31 protein-coding genes, 2 pseudogenes and 1 riboswitch are annotated in these 22,849 nt (G+C 67.5%); of the genes and pseudogenes, 11 read left to right on the top strand and 22 right to left on the bottom strand.

Annotation, left to right across the window (positions count from 1 at the left end; genetic code table 11):
- Positions 1-58 precede the first annotated feature (58 nt).
- Together D3874_RS24245 and D3874_RS24240 are read left to right on the top strand one after the other, a co-directional pair.
- The gene (locus D3874_RS24245) at positions 59-619 is read left to right on the top strand and encodes a hypothetical protein (RefSeq protein WP_233560139.1); all 561 of its coding nucleotides are present in this window, start codon (positions 59-61) and stop codon (positions 617-619) included.
- A gap of 338 nt (positions 620-957) precedes the next feature.
- A complete protein-coding gene (locus tag D3874_RS24240; RefSeq protein ID WP_119781834.1) occupies positions 958-1,323 on the top strand; it encodes a hypothetical protein in 366 nt (121 codons plus the stop codon).
- Positions 1,324-1,348: 25 nt separating this feature from the next.
- On the opposite strand, the gene D3874_RS24235 is transcribed toward D3874_RS24240, so the two are convergent.
- Genes D3874_RS24235 through D3874_RS24225 form a run of 3 tightly spaced genes read right to left on the bottom strand, consistent with a single transcriptional unit; the run spans position 1,349 to position 2,470 of the window.
- Positions 1,349-1,852: a DUF2244 domain-containing protein gene (locus D3874_RS24235; RefSeq protein ID WP_233560138.1), complete on the bottom strand. Its 504-nt coding sequence runs from the start codon at positions 1,850-1,852 to the stop codon at positions 1,349-1,351.
- 13 nt (positions 1,853-1,865) lie between these two features.
- Positions 1,866-2,249 (bottom strand): type II toxin-antitoxin system death-on-curing family toxin, encoded by a 384-nt coding sequence (locus D3874_RS24230; protein ID WP_119781832.1) that lies wholly within the window; start codon positions 2,247-2,249, stop codon positions 1,866-1,868.
- A complete protein-coding gene (locus tag D3874_RS24225; protein WP_199699242.1) occupies positions 2,246-2,470 on the bottom strand; it encodes an AbrB/MazE/SpoVT family DNA-binding domain-containing protein in 225 nt (74 codons plus the stop codon). Before D3874_RS24225 ends, D3874_RS24230 begins: the two co-directional genes overlap by 4 nt.
- A 56-nt stretch (positions 2,471-2,526) precedes the next feature.
- Between D3874_RS24225 and nth the strand changes: the two genes are divergently transcribed.
- Positions 2,527-3,162 (top strand): endonuclease III, encoded by a 636-nt coding sequence (gene nth, locus D3874_RS24220; protein ID WP_119781830.1) that lies wholly within the window; start codon positions 2,527-2,529, stop codon positions 3,160-3,162.
- A gap of 4 nt (positions 3,163-3,166) precedes the next feature.
- On the opposite strand, the gene D3874_RS24215 is transcribed toward nth, so the two are convergent.
- The 3 genes from D3874_RS24215 to D3874_RS24205 all read right to left on the bottom strand — a co-directional run bounded on the left by D3874_RS24215 (position 3,167) and on the right by D3874_RS24205 (position 5,074).
- Positions 3,167-3,553, bottom strand: coding sequence for a hypothetical protein (locus tag D3874_RS24215; RefSeq protein WP_147385844.1), 387 nt, complete (start codon positions 3,551-3,553; stop codon positions 3,167-3,169).
- Between the two features lie 21 nt (positions 3,554-3,574).
- Positions 3,575-4,150, bottom strand: a complete 576-nt coding sequence (locus D3874_RS24210; RefSeq protein ID WP_158596198.1) for a bactofilin family protein — start codon at positions 4,148-4,150, stop codon at positions 3,575-3,577.
- A gap of 231 nt (positions 4,151-4,381) precedes the next feature.
- Positions 4,382-5,074 carry an EI24 domain-containing protein gene (locus D3874_RS24205; RefSeq protein WP_119781825.1) on the bottom strand — a complete coding sequence of 231 codons (693 nt, stop codon included), beginning with the start codon at positions 5,072-5,074 and terminating at the stop codon, positions 4,382-4,384.
- 87 nt (positions 5,075-5,161) lie between these two features.
- On the opposite strand from D3874_RS24205, the pseudogene D3874_RS24200 reads away from it, so the two are divergent.
- A pseudogene (locus D3874_RS24200) lies at positions 5,162-6,153 on the top strand (adenosine kinase).
- Here the strand turns inward: D3874_RS24200 and D3874_RS24195 are convergent.
- Positions 6,150-7,067, bottom strand: coding sequence for a DMT family transporter (locus tag D3874_RS24195; protein WP_233560136.1), 918 nt, complete (start codon positions 7,065-7,067; stop codon positions 6,150-6,152). The pseudogene D3874_RS24200 and the gene D3874_RS24195 overlap by 4 nt on opposite strands.
- 125 nt (positions 7,068-7,192) lie before the next feature.
- On the opposite strand from D3874_RS24195, the gene D3874_RS30860 reads away from it, so the two are divergent.
- Positions 7,193-7,945 (top strand): wax ester/triacylglycerol synthase domain-containing protein, encoded by a 753-nt coding sequence (locus D3874_RS30860; protein WP_119781823.1) that lies wholly within the window; start codon positions 7,193-7,195, stop codon positions 7,943-7,945.
- Positions 7,888-8,634, top strand: a complete 747-nt coding sequence (locus D3874_RS24185; RefSeq protein ID WP_408899978.1) for a WS/DGAT domain-containing protein — start codon at positions 7,888-7,890, stop codon at positions 8,632-8,634. Before D3874_RS30860 ends, D3874_RS24185 begins: the two co-directional genes overlap by 58 nt.
- Positions 8,635-8,788: 154 nt before the next feature.
- On the opposite strand, the gene D3874_RS24180 is transcribed toward D3874_RS24185, so the two are convergent.
- The 7 genes from D3874_RS24180 to D3874_RS24150 all read right to left on the bottom strand — a co-directional run bounded on the left by D3874_RS24180 (position 8,789) and on the right by D3874_RS24150 (position 12,682).
- Positions 8,789-9,112 (bottom strand): phosphoribosyl-ATP diphosphatase, encoded by a 324-nt coding sequence (locus D3874_RS24180; RefSeq protein ID WP_119781819.1) that lies wholly within the window; start codon positions 9,110-9,112, stop codon positions 8,789-8,791.
- Positions 9,113-9,125: 13 nt separating this feature from the next.
- Positions 9,126-9,884: an imidazole glycerol phosphate synthase subunit HisF gene (hisF, locus tag D3874_RS24175; RefSeq protein ID WP_119781817.1), complete on the bottom strand. Its 759-nt coding sequence runs from the start codon at positions 9,882-9,884 to the stop codon at positions 9,126-9,128.
- On the bottom strand, positions 9,884-10,624 hold the full coding sequence (hisA, locus tag D3874_RS24170; RefSeq protein WP_119782470.1) for a 1-(5-phosphoribosyl)-5-[(5-phosphoribosylamino)methylideneamino]imidazole-4-carboxamide isomerase: 741 nt from the start codon (positions 10,622-10,624) through the stop codon (positions 9,884-9,886). The genes hisF and hisA overlap by 1 nt, the downstream gene beginning before the upstream one ends.
- A complete protein-coding gene (hisH, locus tag D3874_RS24165; protein ID WP_119781815.1) occupies positions 10,621-11,274 on the bottom strand; it encodes an imidazole glycerol phosphate synthase subunit HisH in 654 nt (217 codons plus the stop codon). The genes hisA and hisH overlap by 4 nt, the downstream gene beginning before the upstream one ends.
- Complete coding sequence (locus tag D3874_RS24160) at positions 11,274-11,630, bottom strand: DUF2628 domain-containing protein (protein WP_119781813.1); 357 nt, start codon at positions 11,628-11,630, stop codon at positions 11,274-11,276. The genes hisH and D3874_RS24160 overlap by 1 nt, the downstream gene beginning before the upstream one ends.
- Before the next feature lie 18 nt (positions 11,631-11,648).
- The gene (gene hisB / locus D3874_RS24155; protein ID WP_119781811.1) at positions 11,649-12,248 is read right to left on the bottom strand and encodes an imidazoleglycerol-phosphate dehydratase HisB; all 600 of its coding nucleotides are present in this window, start codon (positions 12,246-12,248) and stop codon (positions 11,649-11,651) included.
- A gap of 218 nt (positions 12,249-12,466) precedes the next feature.
- On the bottom strand, positions 12,467-12,682 hold the full coding sequence (locus tag D3874_RS24150) for a hypothetical protein (RefSeq protein ID WP_119781810.1): 216 nt from the start codon (positions 12,680-12,682) through the stop codon (positions 12,467-12,469).
- A gap of 125 nt (positions 12,683-12,807) precedes the next feature.
- On the opposite strand from D3874_RS24150, the gene D3874_RS24145 reads away from it, so the two are divergent.
- A complete protein-coding gene (locus D3874_RS24145; RefSeq protein ID WP_119781808.1) occupies positions 12,808-13,131 on the top strand; it encodes a hypothetical protein in 324 nt (107 codons plus the stop codon).
- Between the two features lie 6 nt (positions 13,132-13,137).
- On the opposite strand, the gene D3874_RS24140 is transcribed toward D3874_RS24145, so the two are convergent.
- On the bottom strand, positions 13,138-13,524 hold the full coding sequence (locus D3874_RS24140) for a VOC family protein (RefSeq protein ID WP_119781806.1): 387 nt from the start codon (positions 13,522-13,524) through the stop codon (positions 13,138-13,140).
- Positions 13,525-13,622: 98 nt separating this feature from the next.
- A riboswitch (yybP-ykoY riboswitch) is annotated at positions 13,623-13,811 on the top strand.
- A gap of 18 nt (positions 13,812-13,829) precedes the next feature.
- Here D3874_RS24140 and D3874_RS24135 point away from each other — a divergent pair.
- Positions 13,830-14,390, top strand: a complete 561-nt coding sequence (locus tag D3874_RS24135; protein ID WP_119781804.1) for a TMEM165/GDT1 family protein — start codon at positions 13,830-13,832, stop codon at positions 14,388-14,390.
- Here the strand turns inward: D3874_RS24135 and D3874_RS24130 are convergent.
- The 3 genes and pseudogenes from D3874_RS24130 to D3874_RS29660 form a co-directional block, all read right to left on the bottom strand.
- The gene (locus D3874_RS24130; RefSeq protein ID WP_199699241.1) at positions 14,387-15,472 is read right to left on the bottom strand and encodes an MFS transporter; all 1,086 of its coding nucleotides are present in this window, start codon (positions 15,470-15,472) and stop codon (positions 14,387-14,389) included. The genes D3874_RS24135 and D3874_RS24130 overlap by 4 nt on opposite strands.
- A pseudogene (locus D3874_RS32225) lies at positions 15,466-15,582 on the bottom strand (hypothetical protein); the annotation flags it as partial. The gene D3874_RS24130 and the pseudogene D3874_RS32225, both read right to left, overlap by 7 nt.
- 23 nt (positions 15,583-15,605) lie before the next feature.
- Positions 15,606-15,797: a hypothetical protein gene (locus D3874_RS29660; protein WP_199699240.1), complete on the bottom strand. Its 192-nt coding sequence runs from the start codon at positions 15,795-15,797 to the stop codon at positions 15,606-15,608.
- 321 nt (positions 15,798-16,118) lie between these two features.
- Between D3874_RS29660 and D3874_RS24125 the strand changes: the two genes are divergently transcribed.
- The gene (locus D3874_RS24125) at positions 16,119-18,089 is read left to right on the top strand and encodes a VWA domain-containing protein (protein ID WP_119781802.1); all 1,971 of its coding nucleotides are present in this window, start codon (positions 16,119-16,121) and stop codon (positions 18,087-18,089) included.
- Here the strand turns inward: D3874_RS24125 and D3874_RS24120 are convergent.
- From D3874_RS24120 to ddpX, 3 genes are read right to left on the bottom strand one after another with little or no spacing between them, the layout of a single operon-like run.
- Entirely contained in the window at positions 17,993-19,216 is a 1,224-nt protein-coding gene (locus D3874_RS24120; RefSeq protein WP_119781800.1) for a DUF6635 family protein, read from the bottom strand. The genes D3874_RS24125 and D3874_RS24120 overlap by 97 nt on opposite strands.
- A 10-nt stretch (positions 19,217-19,226) precedes the next feature.
- Positions 19,227-19,634 carry a Rap1a/Tai family immunity protein gene (locus D3874_RS24115; protein WP_119781798.1) on the bottom strand — a complete coding sequence of 136 codons (408 nt, stop codon included), beginning with the start codon at positions 19,632-19,634 and terminating at the stop codon, positions 19,227-19,229.
- A 20-nt stretch (positions 19,635-19,654) separates the two neighbouring features.
- Positions 19,655-20,206: a D-alanyl-D-alanine dipeptidase gene (ddpX, locus tag D3874_RS24110; RefSeq protein ID WP_119782469.1), complete on the bottom strand. Its 552-nt coding sequence runs from the start codon at positions 20,204-20,206 to the stop codon at positions 19,655-19,657.
- A 214-nt stretch (positions 20,207-20,420) separates the two neighbouring features.
- Here ddpX and hslV point away from each other — a divergent pair, with 214 nt between their 5' ends.
- Together hslV and hslU are read left to right on the top strand one after the other, a co-directional pair.
- Positions 20,421-20,969 (top strand): ATP-dependent protease subunit HslV, encoded by a 549-nt coding sequence (gene hslV / locus D3874_RS24105; RefSeq protein ID WP_119781796.1) that lies wholly within the window; start codon positions 20,421-20,423, stop codon positions 20,967-20,969.
- Positions 20,966-22,273, top strand: a complete 1,308-nt coding sequence (gene hslU, locus D3874_RS24100; RefSeq protein ID WP_119781794.1) for an ATP-dependent protease ATPase subunit HslU — start codon at positions 20,966-20,968, stop codon at positions 22,271-22,273. The genes hslV and hslU overlap by 4 nt, the downstream gene beginning before the upstream one ends.
- A gap of 58 nt (positions 22,274-22,331) precedes the next feature.
- Here hslU and D3874_RS24095 read toward each other — a convergent pair whose 3' ends face one another.
- On the bottom strand, positions 22,332-22,799 hold the full coding sequence (locus D3874_RS24095; RefSeq protein WP_119781792.1) for a hypothetical protein: 468 nt from the start codon (positions 22,797-22,799) through the stop codon (positions 22,332-22,334).
- Positions 22,800-22,849: the final 50 nt, after the last annotated feature.

The raw sequence follows: 22,849 nt of genomic DNA, 5'->3' as shown, positions 1-22,849 counted from the left end.
TGCGCGGCGGCGACGTGGTGGCGAGCACACGGTCATCTTCGCCGCCGACGGCGAGCGGGTGGAGCTGACCCACAAGGCCGCCGACCGGGCATTTTCGCCCGCGGCGCCGTCCACGCGGCCCTGTGGGCGGCGGGCAGGCCGCCCGGCCTCTACAGCATGGCCGACGTCCTCAACCTGGATTGAACCCATGACGCCGCTGACCTGCCAACGGATCATCGCCGTGATGTTCTTGGGGATGGGCGGCTGGTGCCTGGTGGCGCCAGCGAGCATCAATGCGCTCGCGATCCGGCCCGAGGCGCAGGTCGACAGCGCCACCTTCCGGCTCATGATCGGCTGTTTCGGGGCGCAGGCCATGCTGGTCGGCCTGCTGGCGGCGACCGCCCGCTTCACCCGCACGACCTTCCTGGCCTTCGGCCTGGCGATGCTGCCCTTCTTCGCCTTCAACTACTGGTTCTATGTCGAGCAGCCGATCCTGAACGAGCTGATGGCGCTGGATTTCATCGCCAATCTCGCCTTCGTGGTGCTGTGCGTGATCGGGTGGCGGCGCGGCCCGGCGTCCCCGGCTGAGATTTTCGGGATCAAAGGCCCGTGGCTCGTGTTCTTTCCTTTGGACATTTGATCGTCCCACCGGAATCCACGAGGAGACACGATGAAAAAGTCGGCCATAGCCCTCGCCCTGCTGCTCGCCACCGGCGTTGCGGCCTGCGATGACAAGAACGCCTCGAACACTGCCCCGGCCCCTGCGGCCCCCACCGCGCCGACCCCGCGCCCACCCCACCCCGCCGGCGACACCGCCTGCAACCACCCCGCCGGCCCAATAATCCGGCTTGGATCCAAGAACGGCGGCACCCCTGGCGGTGCCGCCGTTTTCATGTGGGCGGGATCTTGTTGCCACCGATGGTGTTGATCCCGCTGACGAGCCTGCCTCGTCCCTATTGGATTTCTCAAGGATAGATCATGAACAAGTCGGCCATTGCTCTTGCCCTGCTGCTCGCCGCCGGCGTCGCGGCCTGCGACGACAAGACCAGCACGACCCCCGCCGCCCCCACCAACAGCAGCAGCGCCGCCCCCACCACCCCGGGTCCGGCCACTCCGGGTCCGGCCGAACAGACGGGCCAGGCCGCCGGCAAGGCGGTCGACGAGGCCGCCAAGGCCACCGGCGAGGCGCTGGACAGTGCCGCCAAGACCGTGGGCGCCGCCGCCGACGAGGCCGCCAAGGCGACCGGCGAAGCGGTCACCGAGGCCGCTAAGGCCGTCGACGAGACCCTGAACGGCCCGGCAGCGACCCAGCCCGCCCCGGCCCCCACCAACACCGCGCAGTAATCAGGCAACGGACGGCGGTACCCTCTTAAGGTGCCGCCGTCGTCAGGTTGGCGCGGCGCTGGGCCATCGCCTGGCGCAGGGCGCGGGCCAGGTCGATGCGCTCGCAAGGCGACAGGAAGCGGGCAAAGACGAAACGCCTGCCGTGGCTGGCAATCGCCAGTTCGGCCATCTCCTCCAGTTCCTCGTCGATATCGATCCGCGCCCAGGACGGTTCGAACTGCCACGAGCGCGCCCGGCCATTGGCCGCCACCCGCTCGATGGTCAGCAGCCGGTCGGTCAGGCGCACCCGCTCGAACTGGCGGGCACTGCGGAAATTGGCGCGGAAGGCAAACCACAGCAGCACGACGTCCAGGCCGAAGAAGCCGAACACCGGCCACGCGCCCAGGATCACGAAGACCATGCCGGTGGCGAAGCTGACGGCGGCGATCGCCAGCATCAGGATCAGGAAGCCGCGCGGCCCCAGCGCCCGGTGCGGGTGCAACACCGCATCGAACCACAGCCGGTCGATCTCCATCGCCTCGATGGCCACCGCGAAGCTCCGCTCAGATCACCGAGATATGGTGCCTGAACCAATCGGCCAAAGCATCTTCCTCGAGCATGCCGGCGGCCAGGGCGAGGAATGTTTCGACCACGTCGCGCTCGTCTGTCGCCAGTCGATGCCCGTTCAGCACCAGAAATGTCGCGGCGAGAACAAAGGCCGTCCGCTTGTTGCCATCGACAAACGGATGGTTTCGCGCCACCCCGAAAGCGTAGGCGGCGGCGAGCGCCGCCAGGTCGGGCGTGCCGTAGGCGCTGAGATTCAGCGGACGCGCCAATGCCGATTCAAGCAGGCCCTGGTCCCGAACGCCTTCGCCACCGCCGTGTTCGGCGATCTGGGCCGCATGCATGGCCAGGACCGCCCGCAGCGACACCCACCGGATGCTCATTTGGCGAGCTCTTTGAGCGCGTTACGATAGGTACGCATGACGCCCTCGGCAGCCGCCATCTCCTCGGCAAAGCTGGGATCGTAGGCCGTGAGCTCATAGCCATTGGGCGTCTCGATCAGGTGCACCGTGTCGCCCTTTTCGAGCTTGAGCCGCCCCAGCACCTCTCGTGGCAGGACGATGCCGGTCGAATTGCCGATGGTCGTCACCTTCAGTTGGATCATCACGGGCTCCGTTGTTATAACGTTTGTTATAACAGACTTGGGCCCGGATCGAAATCATGCGCAAGGCGGACATCGTCACCTTTTTCGAGCGGTTGCAGGCGCAGCGGCCCGATCCGCGCGGCGAGCTCGAACATGGCAATGCCTATCAGCTACTGGTCGCCGTGGTGCTCACGGCCCAGGCGACCGATGTCGGCGTGAACAAGGCGACCCAACCGCTGTTCCAGGTCGTGCGCACGCCGCAGCAGATGCTCGACTACGGCCTGGAGCGGCTGACGCAGACGATCAAGACCATCGGCCTTTACCGCAACAAGGCCAAGAACGTGATCGAGCTGTCGCGCCTGCTGATCGACCGTCACGGCGGCGAGGTTCCGCCCGACCGCATCGCCTTGGAGGCCCTGCCCGGGGTGGGGCGCAAGACCGCCAACGTGGTGATGAACATCGCCTTCGGCGAGCCCACCATCGCCGTCGACACCCACGTCTTCCGGGTTTCCAACCGCACTGGCCTCGCCCCAGGCAAGACCGTCGAGGCGGTCGAGGAGAAGCTGGAAAAGGCGGTGCCCAAGCCCTTCCGCCTGCACGCCCACCACTGGCTGATCCTGCACGGGCGCTACGTCTGCAAGGCCCGCAAGCCCGATTGCCCAAGCTGCATCGTCAACGACCTGTGCCCGTGCAACGGCAAGGTCGTCGCCTGAGTCCCTAGACGCCGCCCTTGGCCGCGGCCTTGGCGGCGGCTTCGGCCGCGATGCGGCGGGCGCAGACCTCGGGCGCATAGGGCCGCCGGCGACGATCGCGGGCATCCCAGTGGCGCACGGTCATGCCGGCGTCTTCACGGTAGAGAAACAGGAACAGCAGGCAGTCGCGGGCGGCGTATTGCCAGATCTCGGCCGGCGGTTCGCTGCGCTTGAGCGACGGCTCGCCCAGATAGGTCGGCAGTTGCGCCGCCGTGGCGCCCTTGAGCCCGCCTTCGGGCAGCGGCACCAGCACGATGCCGGGCGGCGAGAGGGCGAAGTCGTCGGCGCAGGCGGCGAGCATGGTCAGCATGGCACCGAGAAGTGCCAGACGAACCAGACCCGCCCCCCTCATCACACGATCGGACGCGGTGTTTTAGACCAGCGAGCCGTCGCCCCTCGATGCCCCGAAGGCCATCGACGGCGCGCTTTGCGGCACGCTGCTCGGCGATGCCCCGACCGACGCCGTCGATTCGCCCAGCTTGGGCGCTTCCACCGGCGGCAGGGCATTGCCCTGGACGGTGTGGATGTCGCCGATCAGCTCGCCGCCCAGCTCGATTTCGAGCTGGCCGTAGCGGATCTCGCCCTTGACCTTGCCCGTCGAGCGAATCAGCAGGCGGCCGCGGCAGATCAGCTTGCCCTCGAAGGTGCCGCCGATCAGCGCCTCGTCGATCTCGGCCGCGCCCTTGAAGACGCCGGTCGAGGTGATCTCGATGACCCGGCTTTCGGTCAGGGTGGCGTCGACGCGGCCTTCCACCACCAGCTTGTCGCAAGCGGTGATCTGGCCCGAGAGGACGATATTGCGACCGACGATCAGCTTCTTGTCATCCGACGACGGCGGCGGGGCCGCACTGGCGGGGACAGCCGGGATGATCGGCCGCGAGACGCCCGGCAGATCCGGGGTGCGGCGGGCGATTTCGGGGCGGAAGCTCGTCGATTCGTTTTCGGCCATGGCGGGCGTGCCTTGCTGGGTAGGGTTGAGGGGACGGGCCGTCGGCGGCGCAAAGGTGGTCGCCGGGCGGCTGGGCTGTACCGGTGTGGGTGTTGGTTGGTCCGGGGGGCCGTTTCGTTTTCCGAACATCGATCTCTCCGTTTTTTGACCCGGCTGGCGCCGGTTCGAACTCAAGCGGCCGGCTTAAGAGCCGGGTCGGCCTCACGCAGCGGCCGGCGGCAAAACCGGCCTCTAATTCCCCCTGGCCGGGCCCAGCCGCACCCCGCGCTCGAGGTGGACCATGGCCGCGACAGTCACGAGCGGTGCGATCAGGTTGACGATCGGCACCACCATCAGGGCAGTCCCCAGCAGACCGGCCCCGAATACAAGCAGACGATTGTCCCGGCGTATCCTTGCCGAAACCGTTGCCGATGCATGACGCATGGCAACCTGCTCGAAATACTCGCGGCCGACAAGATAGCCGTTCAATCCCAAGAACACCAAGAGATTGAGGAGAGGAACCACCAAACCCACGATCTGCAGGGGCAAAGCCACCAGATTGAGGACAAGTGCCAGGATCAGAAACCTGACGCCCGAAATGCCGCCTTCGACGAAGCCGATCTCGCGCCCCGGCGCATCGGCGGGATAGTCGCGCGTGGCGACCTTGGCCGCCGCCTCGTCCAGAAAGAGCGATTGCAGGGTGGTCATGATCAGGGGGAAGAGGAAGAACAGGCCGACCGTGGTCAGGATCCCGCCGGCGATGCGGATCGTCTCGTCCAGCCATTCCCAGCCGGTCGAGGGCGCAAACCCCAGGCCCTGGTAGGCGCCCCAGACGATCAGGATCGAGAGCACGACGCCCAGCCCCAGCACCCGCCACAGGATCGCCCGCAGGGGTGGCGACAAGGCATCTTCCAGGCCCTTGAGATAGGCGGCAATCAAGGACATCGGGCTCAAATCCCCCTGGCGAACTGCGGCGTGGACGTCATCGCCGCCATCCCTAATACTGCGGCCGGCGACTTCAACAGGGGCATCATGACCGCAGCGCGCTTCGACGTCATCGGTATCGGCAACGCCATCGTGGACGTATTGGCATCCGCCGACGACGCCTTCCTGGCGCGCGAAGACCTGGTCAAGGGCTCCATGACCCTGATCGACGATGCGCGGGCCGATGCGCTCTATGCCCTGATGAGCTCGGGCGTCGAAGTCTCGGGCGGTTCGGCCGCCAATACCATTGCCGGCGTCGCCTCGCTGGGCGGGGCATCCGCCTTCATCGGCCGGGTGCGCGACGACCAGTTGGGCGAGGTCTTCGCCCATGACATCCGCGCGGTCGGCGTGACCTACGAGACCCCGGCGGCGACCACAGGCCCGGCACCGCCCGCTGCCTGATCCTGGTGACCCCCGACGCCCAGCGCACCATGTCGACCTATCTGGGCGCCAGCGTCGGCCTTGGGCCCGACGAGGTCGACCCGGCCCTGATCGCGGACGCGGAAATCACCTACCTCGAAGGCTATCTGTGGGATCCCGCCAACGGCAAGGCGGCCTTCCGCAAGGCGATCGACGCCGCCCACGAGGCCGGCCGCCGGGTCGCCCTGTCGCTGTCCGACGCCTTCTGCGTCCATCGCTGGCGCAGCGAATTCCTCGATCTCGTCTCCAACGGGGGGGTCGACATCCTGTTTGCCAACGAGTCCGAGATCTGCGCCCTGTTCGAGGCCAACAACTTCAACGCGGCCCTGCAGGCGACCCGCGGCCTGGGGCTGACCGCGGCCCTGACCCGCAGCGAGAAGGGCTCGGTCATCATCGGCGGTGACGAGGTCCATGTCATCGATGCCGCGACCCCGGAACGGGTGGTCGATTCGACGGGCGCGGGCGACCTCTATGCCGCTGGCTTCCTGTTCGGGCTGACCCACGACATCGGCCTGGCCCGCTCCGGCCGGCTGGGCTCGCTGTGCGCGGCCGAGGTGCTGAGCCATTTCGGCCCGCGGCCGCAGGTGGCGCTGGCCAAGTTCGTCGACGGCAAATACTAACGCCGCCTGAACAGGCGCCCGTCGATCGCCGCCAGGCCGGCGCCGATCAGCGCCATGCCTAGGAAATGCTTGGGCGCCAGGGTCTCGTGCAGGACGAAGGTGCCGAGCAGGATGGCGCTGACCGGGATCAGGAAGGTGACCAGCGACAGGTTGGTCGCCCCGGCGCTGGCCATGATGCGGAAGAACAGGATGTAGGCGAAGGTGGTGGAGAGCAGCGCGAGGCCGACCACGGCCGCCCAAACGTCGAGCCCGGGCATGGCCAAGGTCCAGGGTTGATCCACCAGCAGCACGACGGGTGCCAGCAGCACGCTTGAAGCGGTAACCTGTCCCGTGGCGGTCGCCAGCGGTGAGATGCCCATGGCCTTGAAGCGCCGGCCGAAGATGCCGGCAAAGGCATAGGACACCGTCGCCCCCAGCACCGCCGCCTGGGCCCAGACTTTGTCGCCCAGGCCCGACAGCACGCCCGGCCCGATCATGCACACCACGCCGGCCAGGCCGATCAGCACGCCGGCCAGGCGATTGCCGGTCATCTTCTCGTCCGTGGTCAAGAAGTGCGCGACGACCACGGTCGCGACCGGCGTCATGGCGTTGAGGATCGAGGCCAGGCCGCTGGCGATCTGGGTCTGGCCCCAGACGATCAGGCAGAAGGGGATGGCATTGTTGAGCAGCCCCATGCCGAAGAAGGCGGCCCAGCTTTTGCCGTCGCGCGGCATGCGCAACCCCATCAGCGGCATCGCCAGGTTCAGCACCACGGCGGCCAGCGCCACCCGCAGCAGCACGATGGTGAAAGGCGGCAGGCCGGTGACGGCAATGCCGATAAAGAAGAACGAGCCGCCCCACAGCACGGAGAGGAGCAGGAGCATGGCCCATTCGGCAGGGCCCATGGTGCGGCTGATGGTCGAGGTCACGGTCATGGCCGGCACTCTGGCAGGTCGGCCGCGCCGCGGCACCCCGGATCTTGCGGCCTAATTCGGCCGCCGGACGAATAAAGGGGCGCGAACCCAACGAAGGTTGGGCGCGCCTTCGGGCCGCCCCGGGCATGGTGCCCGGGTGTGATGCGTTGCTTGGGCTCGAGATACCCGCAGAACCTGGAGAGCTGCATGGCAACGCCGATGAGTGCTTTCGACGCCGGCTGGATGGTGGCCGAGAAGATGGGATCGCCCGGGCATTTCGGCCCGCTGCTGATCCTGACACCCCCAGCGGCGGCCCGCCCGGCTTCGTGCGCGACCTGGTCGAGGCCTGGCGCCAATACCGCCACTTCGCCCCGCCCTTCAACCTCACCCTGGGCGGCCTCGTGCCGCCGCGGTGGCAGGCGGTGCCGGACGCCGATATCGACCTCGACTATCATTTCCGTCATTCCGCCCTGCCGGCGCCCGGCGGCGAGCGCGAGCTGGGCATCCTGGTCTCGCGCCTGCATTCCAACCCGCTCGACCAGCGCCGGCCGCTGTGGGAATGCCACGTCATCGAAGGCCTGGACGGTGGCCGCTTCGCCATCTACCTGAAACTCCATCATGCCCAGCTCGACGGCATGGGCACCGCCCGGCTGTTCGACCAGGTCATGGCCAGGGATCCGGCACTGCGCGACATGCCACCGCCCTGGGCCATCGGCATGAAGGCGGGCCGCCCAAGTCCCAAGCCGGGCAGCAGGCGGCCCGGGATTCTGGCGCGGGCGCAGGGCCTGGCCGGGCCCTGCCCAGCGTCGCCCGGGCCGCGGCCCAGGTGGTGCGCGCCGCCGTGCGGTCAAATGACGCGCATTCGCCGGCCCCCTACCGGGCGCCGCGCAGCCTGCTGAACGGCCGGATCGGCGGACAGCGCCGCTATGCCACCCAGTATTTCAAGCTCGATGCCCTCCGGCAGATTGCCAAGGCCGCCGACGCGACGGTGAACGAGGTGTTCCTGACCGCCTGCGGCGGCGCCCTGCGCCGATACCTGCGCGAGAACAACGCCCTGCCGCCGCGCACGCTGGTCGCCCAGGTACCGGTGAACCTGCGCGACGAGGCGGGCATCGACACCATCGGCAATGCCATCGGCTTCATCTATGTGAACATCCACACCGATATCGCCGATACCGCGGCGCGGCTGGCCGCGGTCAGGAAATCCGGCACCCTGGCCAAGCAGCAATATGCCGGCATCAGGCGCGAGGGCATCAACCTGTTCACCATGCTGCTGCTGGCACCCTACATGCTGCAGACCTTCTTAGGCCTGGGCGGGCGCCTGCCGGCCGCGGCCAACCTGGTCATCTCCAACGTCGCCGGCCCGCGCGAGCATCGTTACCTGAACGGTGCCAGGATCAACCAGATGTTCGGCCCCTCGGTAATCTTCGACGGCCAGGCCCTGAACATCACCCTGATGAGCTATGCCGACGAGGCCAACATCGGCTTCACCGGCTGCCGCACCACCCTGCCGCGCATGCAGAACATCGCCGTCTATCTCGGCGAGGAACTGCGTGCCTTGCAGGAAAGCTTCGACCTTGAAGCATAGGGCCGTTCACGCGCGAACCAGCAGCGGGCCAAGCGGCCGGCCACCCATGATGTGGACGTGGAATGGCACCACCCACCTCCCCCTCAAGGGCGGAGGGGAGAACCGAGCCCTCTCCTCTGAGAGGAGAGGGTTGGGTGAGGAGGGAAGCCAGGTGTTACTTGTCCCGCCCCGCCTTTTCCGCGACGCCGGATTTGCCCTCGCGGGCTTCCAGTTCCGCCCAGACGGCGTCCGGGGAAATGCCGCGCTCGGCCAGCAGGATCAGCAGGTGGAAGACCAGGTCCGCGGCCTCGCCGACCAGGTCCTGGTCCGACCCGGCAACGCCGGCCAGCGCCGTCTCGACGCCTTCCTCGCCCACCTTCTGGGCGATCTTCTGGCGGCCCTTGGCGAACAGGCGGGCGACGTGGCTGTCGGCGGCAGTGCTGCCCTTGCGCGACAGGATCACGGCGTAGAGCCGGGCGAGGACGGCGGCGTCGCTCATGGGATCCCCGCTGTCACAGGCGCATCGGCACGCCGCGCGCCGCCATGTGTTCCTTGGCCGCGCGGATCGAATATTCGCCGAAATGGAAGATCGAGGCGGCCAGCACCGCCGAGGCGTGGCCCTGGATGATGCCGTCGGCCAGGTCGTCGAGGTTGCCGACGCCGCCGCTGGCGATCACCGGCACGGTCACGGCGTCCGACACGGTACGGGTGAGGCCTAAGTCGAAGCCCGACTTGGTGCCGTCCCGGTCCATCGAGGTGAGCAGGATTTCGCCGGCCCCCAGGCTGACCATGCGCTGCGCCCATTCGACCGCGTCGAGGCCGGTCGGCCGGCGCCCGCCATGGGTGTAGACCTGCCACTTGCCCGGGCCGTCGGCCTTGGCGTCGATGGCGACGACGATCGACTGGCTGCCGACCTTCTCGGCCGCCTCGCACACGAAGTCGGGCCTGGCCACGGCGGCCGAATTGATCGAGACCTTGTCGGCCCCGGCCAGCAGCAGGGCGCGGACATCGTCCAGCGTGCGCACGCCGCCGCCCACGGTCAGCGGCATGAAGACCTGTTCGGCGGTGTGGGCGACGACGTCCAGCATGATCGCCCGGTCGTCGCTGGAGGCCGTGATGTCGAGGAAAGTAAGTTCGTCGGCACCGGCGGCATCGTAGATGCGCGCCTGTTCGACGGGGTCACCGGCATCGCGCAGGTCGATGAAATTGACGCCCTTCACCACGCGGCCGTTGTGGACGTCGAGGCAGGGGATGACGCGGGCCTTCAGCATCAGGCGGCCCTTGCCCGCGAGCGGATCAGCGCCAGCGCGGCCGCGGCATCGAGCCGGCCGTCGTAGAGTGCGCGGCCGGAAATGGCGCCGGCGATCGGCGTGCCGGTCACGTTCAGCAGGGCTTCGATATCGCCAAGGCCCGCCAGCCCGCCCGAGGCGATGACCGGGATCCTGACGGCATCGGCCAGCGCCGCGGTGGCGGCGACGTTGACACCGGTCAGCAGGCCGTCGCGGGCAATGTCGGTGAAGATGATCGCGGCGACGCCCGCATCCTCGAAGCGCCGGGCGAGGTCGACCGCGGTAATCTGCGAGGTTTCGGCCCAGCCTTCCACGGCGACGAAGCCGTCGCGCGCGTCGATGCCCACGGCGATCTGGCCCGGGAAGGCCTTGCACCCGGCGATGACCAGGTCCGGGTTGCGCAGGGCGGCGGTGCCGAGGATGACGCGGGCCAGGCCCTTGGCCAGCCAGCCCTCGATCGCGCCCATGTCGCGAATGCCACCGCCGAGCTGGACGGGCACGTCGGTCGCCTGCAGGATCGCCTCGACCGCGCCCGCATTGGCGGCCTTGCCGGCGAAGGCGCCGTCGAGGTCGACCACATGCAGCCATTCGAAGCCCTGGGCCTTGAAGGCGGCGGCCTGGGCGCCGGGGTCGGGGTTGTAGACCGTGGCACGGGCCATGTCGCCCTGGGCCAGGCGCACGCATGCACCGCCCTTGAGGTCGATCGCGGGATAGAGGATCACGGCCGCCACCTCAGGAAACCGGCGATCAGCGACAGGCCGAAAGCCTGGCTCTTCTCCGGGTGGAACTGGGTCCCGAACATGTTGTCGCGGGCAATGATGGCGGTGACCGGGCCGGCATAGTCGGCGGTCGCCAGCAGATCGCTTTCGCGTTCCACCGTCAGGGCATAGGAATGGACGAAATAGGCATGGGGCTGGGGCGCCGGCTGGCCCACCACCGGGTGGGAGCCGTGGAATTGCAGGTCGTTCCAGCCCATGTGCGGGATCTTGAGCGTGGCATCGGCGGGGGCCAGGCGATCCACCGTGCCGGGGATCCAGTCGAAGCCGTCATGCTGCCCGTGTTCCAGGCCGCGGCTGGCCATCAACTGCATGCCGATGCAGATGCCGAAGAAGGGCCGGGCTTTCACGGTCACCTGTTCGCGCAGCGCGTCCATCATGCCGGGCAGGGCGGCGATCGAGGTCTTGCAGTCGGCGAAGGCGCCGTCGCCCGGCAGCACCACCCGGTCGGCCGCGGCCACCACCTCGGCCTTGTCGGTGACGACGATCTGCTCAGGATTCAGGCCCGCCTCCGCGCCCATGCGCTCGAAGGCCTTGGCGGCGGAGCGCAGGTTGCCGGCGCCGTAATCGATGATGGCAACCGCGGGCGAGGCCATCAGCGCGCCCTCAGTACGACACGGTCGGCCGCTTCCGCCTTGTCGTGGGCGCAGACGACGCCCAGGGCGGCCATGCCGTGGCGCGCCAGCACCCGGCGGCGGATCTGCCCGGCCTCGAAGCCCACGAACAGGCCGGCGGCCAGGATCGCCGCGGGGGCCACCGCCAGGTCCGGCAACAGGAACAGCTGCACGACCACGGCCGCCGCGACCACCACGGCATAGGCGGCCAGGTCCACCCAGGCCATCTGGAACAGCAGCCACAGGGGCGCGAACAGGCAGGCGAGCAGCGAAAAGCGCTCGGCCACCAGGATCGGCTGGGTGCCCTGGCCGTGGACGGTATAGGCGATCGGTTTCATGGCCTGGATCTCATGGGCCTAGAGGCTGCCGCCCAGCACGCCCTTGGTCGAGGGCACAGCGGCCGCGGCCCGCGGATCGGTCTCGATCGCGTGGCGCAGCGCCCGGGCCAGGCCCTTGTAGCAGCTCTCGACGATGTGGTGGTTGTTCTCGCCGTAGAGGTTTTCGACATGCAGGGTGATGCCGGCCGCCTGGGCGAAGGCCTGGAACCATTCCTTGAACAGCTCGGTGTCCATCTCGCCCAGCTTGGGCCGGGTGAAGCCCACCTTCCAGATCAGGTAGGGCCGGTTGGAGCAGTCGAGCGCCACCCGCGTCAGGGTCTCGTCCATGGGGATGAGCGCGTCGCCATAGCGGCGGATGCCGACCCGGTCGCCCAGGGCCTTGGTCACCGCCTCGCCGATGGCGATGCCGGTATCCTCGGTGGTGTGGTGGAAATCGATGTGGGTGTCGCCCTTGGCGCTCACCTCGAGATCGATCAGCGAATGCCGCGAGAGCTGCTCCAGCATGTGGTCGAGGAAGCCGATGCCGGTCGACACCGTGTACTTGCCGGTGCCGTCCAGGTTCAGCGAGACCGCAATCTGGGTCTCCTTGGTCTTGCGGGCGATCGTGGCGGTCCGCATGGGAAAACATGTCCTCGAATGGCTGATCGCCGCCCGTTTAGCACGGGTTGGCGGGAGAGGCCAGTTTTTGGGCGGTCTGCGTCAGCGTGTCTGGCATCGGTCAGAGCAACGAGCGCAGTTGACTGGCCAGCGGGCCTTCGTCGCCCCTGAAGCTTGCAATCATTGCGGCCATGAAGCTGCCGGGAACCAAACGGAAAAGCTTTCATACATCGAAGCGGTCAGCCCTTCGGCTTTCCATACTTTTCAATGATGGCATGCCGGCGTTCATCGTCGGAAAGGTTCCGCCGATCGAAGTCTTGGAAATCCCGCGTCATCTCGGCCGAGAGGAAGATGCCCTCAACGGCGCTGATCTGCGCGAAAGCTTCTCGGCTCAAAGCGAGGCCGGAAGAGCCCTTGGGCTGGGCTTTCCTGGAGGCGGAACGGTCGGATTTCATACCGTCATGATACCACGATCCTTCGACTGCCCGGGTGAATTCATGCAGGCACTAGCGTGCTGGGCGCGCCCTTCTGGTAGCATCGTCTGGCACGCCACCACCGGCGTCGTTGCGGGGAGCTTTCCATGGGGCAGCACTATCGGGCACCGATTTCCTTCGGCTTTCCACTGTCGGGCGACGTCACCCAGGGGTTCGACTGGTCGGGGGCGCAGTTCGGTCTGTTCAACATCAACCTGGGCCGGTCGAGTGCCCCGGCCGTCGAGCAGAAGGTTCTCGAAGAGGTCGGCTCCTACGGCCGCCAGATCGGCCGGCTGGCCGACGCGGTGGAAGTGCTGATGAAGACCCTCGATACCACCAAGCTCAGCGAAGAGGATCAGAAGGTGCTGACCATCTTCAAGGCGATGCAGCACGAAATCCGGGCGATCAAGAAACGCGTCGGCAAGTCGTGAACATCCTCACCCAGGCCCGTTGTAGACCGCGTTGAGCTTGTTGCCGGTCGGGTCGCGGAAATAGGCGGCGTAGAAGGTGGGGCCGTAGTGTTCGCGGATGCCGGGGCCGCCTTCGTCGTGGCCGCCATTTGCCATGGCGGCGGCATGGATCGCGTCGACCTGGGCACGGCTGGCGGCATTGAGCGAGACCATGGTGCCGTTGCCCACGCTGGCCGGCTGGCCGTCGAAGGGCTTGCAGATGAACAGGCGCGGCGCCGTCTCGGTGCCCCAGGAAGCCCAGCCGTATTCGGCGCTGAAGTAATAGCGCGGCTGGCCCAGGATGCCCATCAAGGCATCGTAGAAGGCAACGCCCTGGTCGAAATCCACCACGCCCAAAGTGACATAGCCGATCATTTATCCCTCCGGTTTTTCGGACATTGCGAACATATCATGAACGGTATGACAGGAATGCGGCAATCGGTTTTTCTTGTGATCGCGATCGCGCCGCGCTATCACCGCCGCGTCATTGGGGAGTAGCCGCCCGCGTCTTCAAGCGGGGTGCGCGTCAACAGACTTGGGAACCGGGCCACCGGCGACCATGGCGCGCACGGCCGAGATGCTTGGCGAGACCTTTGGCAGGCTGCATCCATCCTTCGCAGGGTTGGGCTGTGCGGCTTGCCATTGGTTTGTCGCCCGACCCTGCCCCGGTGCCTGTTCCCATGGAAGCCTTCCTCGTTTCGACCGGCGTCGTCGCCATTGCCGAAATCGGTGACAAGACGCAACTCCTCGCCATCCTGCTGGCCTGCCGTTTCCGCCGGCCCTGGCCGATCGTCGTCGGCATCCTGGCCGCCACCCTGGCCAATCACGCGCTGGCCGCCACCGTCGGCACCCTGGTCGCCGCCGCGGTCGACCCGGCCGTCATGCGCTGGATCCTGGGCGCGTCCTTCATCGCCATGGGCGCCTGGGCCCTGATCCCCGACAAGGTCGATGACGACGAGGGCCAGGCCACGGGCCGCCTGGGCGCGTTCCTGGCGACCACCGTCGCCTTCTTCCTGGTCGAGATGGGCGACAAGACGCAGATCGCCACCGTCGCCCTGGCCGCCCGCTTCGAGACCATCTATGCGGTCACCGCCGGCACCACCCTGGGCATGATGCTGGCCAATGTGCCCGCGGTCTTCTTAGGGGAAGCGGTAACCCGCATCGTGCCCCTGAGCGTGGTCAGGACGGCCGCCGCGGCGATTTTCGTCGCCGTCGGCGTCGTCACCCTGGCTGTTGCCTAGGCCGCCGTCGCGGTATAGGCGGCGAGATTGTCCAGGCCCCGGCGATAGGGCTTACAGCCCAGCCACAGCACCAGGGCCGAGATCGGCATGCAGATGCCGCCGACCACCGCCAGCGAGAAGCCGACCATGTTTTCATCGTGGAAAACATAGTCGGTGACCATCGCCACGGCGGTGGGGCCGAGGCCCAGGCCGATCAGGTTGACGATAAATAAGTAGATCGCCGAGGCCTGGCCGCGCATCTGATTGGGCATGATCTCGGCGATCGCCGCCGGGGCCGCGCCGAAGCACATGGTGTAGAAGAAGGTGGTCAGGATCGAGAGGGCGAGCACCAAGTTGCCGTCCGGCATGAAGGGCATGGCGATGGCAAACGGCACGCCGGCCAGGCCGGCCAGGATGCCGACGCGGATGCGCCCGTCGCGCATGCCGCGCTGCTTGAAGAAATCGCCCAGCCAGCCGCCGAAGACGACGCCGGTGACCCCGGCGGTGAGCTGGACCAGGCCGAAGGCCAGGCCGATTTCAGGCGCGGTCCAGCCATGGGCGCGGATGAAGAAGGCGGGCAGCCAGGTCGCGGTGCCGTAGCCCACCAGGGCCAGCAGGGCGAAACCGATGCTGTGGCACAGCACGGCGGCGATATTCAGTTTCATATAGGCAAACACTTCACTGACCGGCACCACCTTGGCGGCCATGCTGCCGTCCACCTGGCGGGCCAGCTTGATGCCCCGGCGCACCGGCTCGCGCACCGTATACATGAGCAGCGCCACCAGAAGCCCCGGCAGGCCCACGGCGAAGAACACCACCTGCCAGGAATAGACCTCGCCCACGATCGGCAGGACCGTGTGCTCGACCCCCGACACCAGGCCGATCACCATGCCGCCGAAGATATAGGCGAGCCCGGCCCCAACGAAGATGCCCATGTTGTAGACGCCCATGGCCGTGCCCATGCGGTTGGGCGGGAAATAGTCGGCGACCAGGGAATAGGCCGCGGGCGACAGGGCCGCCTCACCGATGCCAACCCGATACGGGTCAGGAACAATTGCCAGAATTTGGTGGTCAGGCCGCAGGCGGCGGTGAACAGGCTCCACACCACGATACCGATGGTGATGATGCCGCGCCGGCTCTTGCTGTCGACCATGCGGCCGATCGGCAGGCCCACGAAGGTATAGAACAGGGCAAAGGAGAGGCCCGCGAGCAGGCTGAATTCGGTGTCGGTGATACTCAGGTCGCGCTTGATCGGCCCACCAGCAGGTTGAGGATCTGCCGGTCGATGAAGGAAACCGTGTAGGCGAGCATCAGGACGCCGACCACGTACCAGGCGTACCCGGAATTCGGATAAGGCTGCTCGACGGCTTGCGCGGCGGGCGGTGCCGCTGCTCGCGGTTCCTCGCGATACTCCGGACGCACGGACATGTTTCCTCCCCTGATTATTTATCAGCGCGCCTTGTTTGCGGCGCATGGGGCGATATTAACCGTGGTACGGGCCGTTTGTCGCGGCTTTATCGTCGCCCCGGGCGCACGCAAAACCGGCCCCCGCCGCCATACCCGATATTCTGATTTGCCTGAAGCCGGCCGCGAGAGCCGATTTCGGGCCACGTTTTTGTGACCGCCGTCACGGCCGGCGGCGCCGATTCGGCGTAACCGGGGATCATGCTTGTTGTCGCGACCGCGCTGCCCGTGGCACCGTCCGCGTAACCAACAAGATGAATTCGCAAGCGAGGGGGCGTTTGAATCATGGCGTGGATCAGGAAGGCTTGGGCGGCGGCGATGATGGGCAGCGCCCTGCTGGCGGCGGCCGTCGGTAGCGCGGCGGCGGCCGAGACGAGGGCCAAGGCCATCCTGGTGCTCGATGCCTCGGGCAGCATGTGGGGCCAGATCGACGGCAAGGCGAAATGGGACATCGCCAAGGTCGCGGTCGACAGGCTGGTGACCGGCTGGGATCCCGCGATCGATCTGGGCCTCACCGTCTACAGCCACCGCTCCAAGGGCTCGTGCGACGATATCGAGGACATCATCCCCGTCGGCCCGGTCGATCCCGCGCGCTTCAAGGCGGTGGTCGGCAGCATCAGCCCGAAGGGCAAGACGCCCATGACGGCCGCGGTGAAGCGCGCCGCCGAGCAGCTCAAATACACGGAGGACGCGGCCACGGTGATCCTGGTCTCGGACGGGGAGGAGACCTGCAACCTCGATCCCTGCTCGATCGCCCAGGAACTGGAACAGAAGGGCGTCGCCTTCACCGCCCATGTGGTGGGCTTCGACATTCGCGACCAGGCGACCCGGGACCAGCTCAAGTGCATCGCCGACAACACCGGCGGCACCTTCGTCCTGGCCGACGACGCCGCCAGCCTACAGGCGGCCCTGGCCACCGTCGCCGCCGCGACCGCGGCACCGGCACCGGCACCGACCCCGCCGCCGCCACCCCCGCCGCCGGCGCAGACCACGGGCAAGGGCAAGGTGACCTTCACCGCCGTGCTGAACGACGGCGTGCCGGTCACCGACAACGGCATGCGCTGGCAGCTTTTCCGCGACATCCCCACCCAGGAGGAGTTGCGCGACCCGGTCGACTATACCTATGCCGCGGTGTGGAGCCCGGACAAGGTCGAGCCAGGCGACTACATCATCGAGGCAAAGCTCGGCACCGCCACGGTGCAGCAGCCGGTGAAGATCACCGGCGAGAAGCAGGCCGTCACCGTCAACCTGGGCGCCGCGCGCCTGAAGCTGACCGCGGTCGAGGCCGAGGGTGGCCCGGCGATCGCCAAGGAGCTGGGCTGGAAGCTGCGCGATCCCGCCACCGGCAAGGACATCGACTACAGCTACGACGCCCAGCCGACCTTCTCGGCCAAGGCGGGCAGCTACCTGATCGTCGTCGACTATGGCGCGGCCAAGGCGGAAGCGCCGATCACCGTGAAGCCCGGCGATATCGCCCAGGTGACGGTGACCATCGGCGCCGGCACGGTCGAGGTCGAGGCGCGGCCCAGCGAGACCGAGCCGATGGCAACCTCCGGCGTATCGTGGAAGGTCTTCCCCGAGGGCAGCGATACCACCACCACCTATTCCTATGACGCCGCCGAAATCTTCCACCTGAACGCCGGCCGCTACCGCATCGTCGCCGAGATCGGCGAGGCGCTGGTCGAGCAGACGGTCGAGGTCAAGGCCGGCGAGGCCCAGAAGCTGACCTTCACCTTGAGCGTCGGCCTGATGAAGCCCACCGCCATCTATGCCGCGGGCGCGCCCAAGCCGACGAAGGACCTGTCCTGGTCAGTCTACAAGGCGCAAGCCGACATGACCGGCAACCGCGAGAAGGTGACCTACAGCTACGACCTGGAACCACAGTTCAAGCTGCCGGCCGGCAAGTATTATGTCGAGGTCGAGACGGGCGTCGCCAAGGCCGGCATGGAAGTCGAGGTCAAGGCCGGCGCGCCCACGGCACCCGTGATCAACCTCAACGCCGGCGCCATCCTTGCCAAGGCCCAGGCGGGCGGCATCAAGGTCTCGTCCGACCTGAACTGGGGTGTCCACAGCCTGGTCGCCGCCATGACCGGTACCGAACGCACCAAGGTCACCTACAGCTACGACCCCGAACCGGTGTGGATCGTCCCGGCCGGCACCTATATCGTTACGCTCGAAGCGGGCGGCAAGAGCGCCGAGGCCGAAATCACGGTCGAAGCCGGCAAGCCCACACAGGTTACGCTGACCTTGCCGTAGCAGGTGAAGCAAGAGATCACACAAGTATCGTCATTCCGGCGAAGGCCGGAATCCATCGACGGGACAGCGTGATGCAGACGATCACGCTGGTCCTGGTTCCCGCGCTGCATCGGAATGGATCCCGGCCTTCGCCGGGATGACGGCAGGGGTTGATCAGCCCCCGCCAGCCGCTGGGCCAGGCGGGCGAGGTCGATCAGGTCGATCAGGCGGGCGATGTAGTGGTCGCGCGGGTTGAAGGGCAGGTGGCTGCCGGTGCGCAAGCCGTGCTCGACGCCGTCGATCAGCCGGTTCAGGCGCCGGCGGTGCAGGCCCAGGGCCTTTTGCGCCGGGTCGGTGACGACGCCGGCGAAGGCGGTGAGCATGGCAGCGCCCAGGAACAGGCTGCCGGTCACGCCGGCCACCAGGCCGGTGCCGACGCTGGTGGGAAACCACTGGTACCACAGCCCGCCGATCGAGGCGCCCAGGGGAAAGCTGGAGACGGCAGCACTCTGCGCCAGGGCGCCGGCCAGGGCCGGCCCCAGGGTGAGCAGGCTGGGCGTCAACTGCTTGAAGGCGAGGGCGCCCACCCCCAGACTGGTCAAGGCCGTGGCGATTTCCGCCGCCGCGATACGGGTGTTGCCATAGCGCGACAAGGCCTGGTCCAAGGCTGCGCGGAAGACGGGGTCCTGCGCCCGGCGCCGGTGCGAAATCTCCAGCACCTCGAGGGCCGCCGCAACCGCCGGCTCCCGGCCCAGGGCGGCGGCCATGCCGTCGGCGCCGGAAGCGTCGGCCGCGAGACCCAGCAGGTCACGTTCGACCGCACGGCCCAGTTCCGCCGCCACCGCCGTGCGGTAGAGCAGGTCGACCCTGGAGAGCCGCGCCGCCGCCCGGGCACCGCCTAGGCGGCGGAGGCCGGCGGCCAGTGTCTGCACCCCCAGTTGCGGCACCGAGAGCAGGAGATTGGCCGGCGCCCGGGCGAGATCCCAGCCCACCGCGTGGCCGTGCAGGCGCAAGGAACCCCTGACCGAGAAATACTGCTCGATGAAGCCCGGCACCCGGGCCCGGCAGGCGGCGATGTGGCGCTCGATCGCCGCGTCGACGATGGCGGCCGCGGCAACCTGGTCGAGGGCAGGGACCGCGACGCTCATCGCCCGGCCGTCAGTTCCCGGTGGTGCAGGGGTGCTTGGCGCGCATCGCCGCCCGCACCAGGTCGCCCGCCGGCTTGTCGTCGAATTCGCTGCGGCCCTTGCCCCAGTCCAGCACCTGGTCGGAAATCTCCTGCCAGGACAGCTTGCCGTTGATGCACATCACCTGGTCGGTCGGCACCACGGGGCGGGCGTTTTCGAGGGTGAAGAAGTTCTTGAGGAAATCCTTGCACTGGCGCGCCGCCGGCCGGCTGCCGTCGCCCGGCGGGCTGGACAGGGCGCGGCCCGCCTTGGTGCATAGTTCGACGAAATCGGCGCCGCTGACGATCTCGCGCGTCGGCGTTTCCTGGGCCCGGGCCGGCAGGGCATGGAGGCCCAGCGCCAGCAGGCCGGCGGCCATCGTCCAGCGGATCGTGCGCATCGTCTTCTCTCCCACGGGCCTCAACGGGCCATCAGCCTTGTGCCGGCTGCTGCATCGGTGAGCAGAGGATAGCGCTCCGCCGCGGGCAGGTTGTAGTGCCACCATTCCGATTCGATGTGCTCGAATCCCGCCTGGGTCATCAACCCCAGCAGGATCAGGCGGTTGCGCCGGGCCTCGAGCGGCACCGGGGCATTGTGGAACGAGCTTTGCGTCATGTCGTCGAAGCCGGTGCCCATGTCCAGGGGCACCCCGTCCGGCGTGCCCAGGGTCAGGTCGACCGCGATGCCCCGGCCGTGGGTCGAGCCTGCCCTCGGATCGGCGATGAAGGTCGGATCCGGCAGGTGGTGCCACAGCACCCATTGCGCCTCGGTCGGGCGGAAGGCGTCATAGACGATCAGGGTCAGCCCGATCGCCCGGGCCGCGGCCTGGGCCCGGTCCAGCGCCGCCGCCGCCTCCACCTGCAGAAAGCAGGCGCTGCGGGTATAGATCGGCTTGTTGGTGAGGTTGTTGGCCGTGGCATAGGCCAGGCGGATGAGCGGGCGCCCCGGCCCTTCATGAATCTCGGTCAGCATGAGCGCAGTCTGCCAGAGCGCGGCCTCGCAGGTCCACCGTGCGTCCTTCGACAGGCTCAGGATGAGGTAAGTCTTTGTGGCATAAAAGTTTTCCTCATGGTGAGCCTGTCGAACCACGCAGGCCGTCAATCCCAGCCGCCGCTTACCAGCCTTGTGCCCGGGCCGCCGATCGCTACATACAAGGACCGACATTTCCCCCGCAAGGACATCCCCCTTGGATCAGCAATCACCGCTTTGGCACGGCACCACCATCCTTTGCGTGCGCAAGGGCAACAAGGTGGTCGTGGCCGGCGACGGCCAGGTCAGCCTGGGCCAGACCGTCATCAAATCGAATGCCCGCAAGGTCCGGCGCATCGGCAACGGCAAGGTGATCGCCGGTTTCGCCGGCGCCACCGCCGACGCCTTCACCCTGTTCGAACGCCTGGAAGCCAAGCTGGAGCGTTTTCCCGACCAGTTGACCCGGGCCTGCGTCGAACTGGCCAAGGATTGGCGCATGGACCGCTACCTGCGCCGGCTGGAGGCCATGCTGATCGTCGCCGATGCCACCACCTCGCTGGTGCTGACCGGCACCGGCGACGTGCTGGAGCCGGAAGACGAGATCACCGCGATCGGCTCGGGCGGCAACTATGCCCTGGCCGCGGCCCGCGCCCTGATGCCCTACGAGGCCGATCCGGAGGTGATCGCGCGGCGCTCGCTGGAGGTTGCCGCCGACATCTGCGTCTACACCAACCGCAATCTCACCGTCGAAGTCATCGAATCATGAGTGAATTTTCCCCGCGCGAGATCGTCTCCGAACTCGACCGCCACATCGTCGGCCAGAACGACGCCAAGCGCGCCGTGGCCATCGCCCTGCGCAACCGCTGGCGGCGCCAGCAACTGCCCGACGACCTGCGCGACGAGGTTCTCCCCAAGAACATCCTGATGATCGGGCCGACCGGCGTCGGCAAGACCGAGATCTCGCGCCGCCTGGCCAAGCTCGCCAATGCGCCGTTCCTGAAAGTCGAGGCGACCAAGTTCACGGAAGTCGGCTATGTCGGCCGTGACGTCGAGCAGATCGTCCGCGACCTGGTCGAAATCGCCATCGCCATGACCCGCGAGAAGCGCCGCCGCGATGTCAAGGCCAAGGCCGAGCTCAATGCCGAGAATCGGGTGCTCGACGCCCTGGTGGGCGAAAGCGCGTCGAAGGACACGCGCGAGAAATTCCGCGCCAAGCTGCGCAGCGGCGAATTGGCCGACAAGGAGATCGAGCTTCAGGTGGCCGATACCGGCTCGCCCCTGGGCAACATGGAGATTCCCGGCATGCCGGGCGCCTCGGTCGGCATGATCAATATCGGCGACATGCTGGGCAAGGCCTTCGGCCAGCGCACCAAGGCTAAGAAGGTCCTGGTCAAGGACAGCTACGGCATCCTGCTGGCCGAGGAATCGGACAAGCTGCTGGACCAGGAATCGGTCACCCAGGAAGCGATCCGCCTGACCGAGAACGCGGGCATCGTCTTCCTCGACGAGATCGACAAGATCTGCGCCCGCTCGGAACGCCAGGGCGCCGACGTCAGCCGGGAAGGCGTGCAGCGCGACCTCCTGCCCCTGATCGAGGGCACCACCGTGTCGACCAAGCACGGCCCGGTGAAGACCGACCATGTGCTGTTCATCGCCTCGGGCGCCTTCCACATCGCCAAGCCCTCGGACCTGCTGCCCGAATTGCAGGGCCGCCTGCCGATCCGCGTGGAACTGACGGCCCTTTCCCGGGCTGATTTCGAGCGCATCCTGACCGAGCCGGAGACCAGCCTGATCCGCCAGTACGTCGCCCTGATGGCCACGGAAGGCGTCACCCTGGACTTCACCAAGGACGGCATCGCCGAGATCGCCAAGGTCGCGGCCGAGGTCAACGCCGCGGTCGAGAACATCGGCGCCCGGCGCCTGCACACGATCCTGGAACGGGTACTGGACGAGATCAGCTTCGCCGCGTCCGACCGCAGCGGCCAGAGCGTAACCATCGACGCCGCCTATGTGGCCAAGAATGTCGGCGCGCTCGCCGCCAACACCGACCTGTCGAAGTTCATTCTGTAAGACTTGATCTCCCACCTGCCCGTCGCGGGTGGGCGATTCCCCATCCGGGCCTGCCCGCTCAATCGGTCGGCTGCCCCAGGATTTTCTGCTCGATGAACTGCAAGCGTCGCTTCAGTGCAACCGCCCATTCCGCGGTTGGCGGTGCGTTCACCGGAATCAGGCCGCTCACGGGTTCGCCGCGCTCGACCGCTTGAACCCACCGCGACATTTCAAATAGATACCCTTGAAGTGCCGACGCGGCGTCGTGACAGTCGTCGCAGACGAGGTAGGCAGGCGGCAGATCGCCGACGACGACCCAAAGCTGCTCGTCCACCTCGGGCCGGCCGGGAACAATACGAACCAGGAACAGCCCCAGGATCCCCGGAATCGCCTCGCCGATCCGGCCCTCGACAATCTCCGTGCACCAGCTATGGGACAGGAGGAAGTCGCTGGCTTCGCGAAACAGGCCGGCAACGTCATCACGATCAGGCGGATCGGCCGAAAGGTACTGCTCCACTGGCACCAGCTTCTCGGTAATGCTCAGCATATGCCGCTCGCCTTGCTCGGGAGATTTTCCGCTCCATGATTGCACCCGGC

This window comes from Oleomonas cavernae, from assembly GCF_003590945.1.
Classification (GTDB): domain Bacteria; phylum Pseudomonadota; class Alphaproteobacteria; order Zavarziniales; family Zavarziniaceae; genus Zavarzinia; species Zavarzinia cavernae.
This window is presented reverse-complemented; position numbering and strand designations above follow the sequence as displayed.

Bases quoted from the DNA above. Each gene is read 5' to 3' on its own strand.
- D3874_RS29660 (WP_199699240.1), bottom strand. From the start codon at position 15,797: ATGTCCGTGCGTCCGGAGTATCGCGAGGAACCGCGAGCAGCGGCACCG.
- D3874_RS24145 (WP_119781808.1), top strand. From the start codon at position 12,808: ATGGGGCAGCACTATCGGGCACCGATTTCCTTCGGCTTTCCACTGTCG.
- hisB (WP_119781811.1), bottom strand. From the start codon at position 12,248: ATGCGGACCGCCACGATCGCCCGCAAGACCAAGGAGACCCAGATTGCG.
- D3874_RS24205 (WP_119781825.1), bottom strand. From the start codon at position 5,074: ATGTCCTTGATTGCCGCCTATCTCAAGGGCCTGGAAGATGCCTTGTCG.
- D3874_RS24230 (WP_119781832.1), bottom strand. From the start codon at position 2,249: ATGAGCATCCGGTGGGTGTCGCTGCGGGCGGTCCTGGCCATGCATGCG.
- D3874_RS24095 (WP_119781792.1), bottom strand. From the start codon at position 22,799: ATGCTGAGCATTACCGAGAAGCTGGTGCCAGTGGAGCAGTACCTTTCG.
- D3874_RS24160 (WP_119781813.1), bottom strand. From the start codon at position 11,630: ATGAAACCGATCGCCTATACCGTCCACGGCCAGGGCACCCAGCCGATC.
- D3874_RS24225 (WP_199699242.1), bottom strand. From the start codon at position 2,470: ATGATCCAACTGAAGGTGACGACCATCGGCAATTCGACCGGCATCGTC.
- D3874_RS24140 (WP_119781806.1), bottom strand. From the start codon at position 13,524: ATGATCGGCTATGTCACTTTGGGCGTGGTGGATTTCGACCAGGGCGTT.
- hisF (WP_119781817.1), bottom strand. From the start codon at position 9,884: ATGCTGAAGGCCCGCGTCATCCCCTGCCTCGACGTCCACAACGGCCGC.
- nth (WP_119781830.1), top strand. From the start codon at position 2,527: ATGCGCAAGGCGGACATCGTCACCTTTTTCGAGCGGTTGCAGGCGCAG.
- D3874_RS24125 (WP_119781802.1), top strand. From the start codon at position 16,119: ATGGCGTGGATCAGGAAGGCTTGGGCGGCGGCGATGATGGGCAGCGCC.
- D3874_RS24195 (WP_233560136.1), bottom strand. From the start codon at position 7,067: ATGACCGTGACCTCGACCATCAGCCGCACCATGGGCCCTGCCGAATGG.
- D3874_RS24215 (WP_147385844.1), bottom strand. From the start codon at position 3,553: ATGAGGGGGGCGGGTCTGGTTCGTCTGGCACTTCTCGGTGCCATGCTG.
- D3874_RS24120 (WP_119781800.1), bottom strand. From the start codon at position 19,216: ATGAGCGTCGCGGTCCCTGCCCTCGACCAGGTTGCCGCGGCCGCCATC.
- D3874_RS24150 (WP_119781810.1), bottom strand. From the start codon at position 12,682: ATGAAATCCGACCGTTCCGCCTCCAGGAAAGCCCAGCCCAAGGGCTCT.
- D3874_RS24240 (WP_119781834.1), top strand. From the start codon at position 958: ATGAACAAGTCGGCCATTGCTCTTGCCCTGCTGCTCGCCGCCGGCGTC.
- ddpX (WP_119782469.1), bottom strand. From the start codon at position 20,206: ATGCTGACCGAGATTCATGAAGGGCCGGGGCGCCCGCTCATCCGCCTG.
- D3874_RS24210 (WP_158596198.1), bottom strand. From the start codon at position 4,150: ATGGCCGAAAACGAATCGACGAGCTTCCGCCCCGAAATCGCCCGCCGC.
- hisH (WP_119781815.1), bottom strand. From the start codon at position 11,274: ATGGCCTCGCCCGCGGTTGCCATCATCGATTACGGCGCCGGCAACCTG.
- D3874_RS30860 (WP_119781823.1), top strand. From the start codon at position 7,193: ATGGTGCCCGGGTGTGATGCGTTGCTTGGGCTCGAGATACCCGCAGAA.
- D3874_RS24180 (WP_119781819.1), bottom strand. From the start codon at position 9,112: ATGAGCGACGCCGCCGTCCTCGCCCGGCTCTACGCCGTGATCCTGTCG.
- D3874_RS24135 (WP_119781804.1), top strand. From the start codon at position 13,830: ATGGAAGCCTTCCTCGTTTCGACCGGCGTCGTCGCCATTGCCGAAATC.
- hslU (WP_119781794.1), top strand. From the start codon at position 20,966: ATGAGTGAATTTTCCCCGCGCGAGATCGTCTCCGAACTCGACCGCCAC.
- D3874_RS24115 (WP_119781798.1), bottom strand. From the start codon at position 19,634: ATGCGCACGATCCGCTGGACGATGGCCGCCGGCCTGCTGGCGCTGGGC.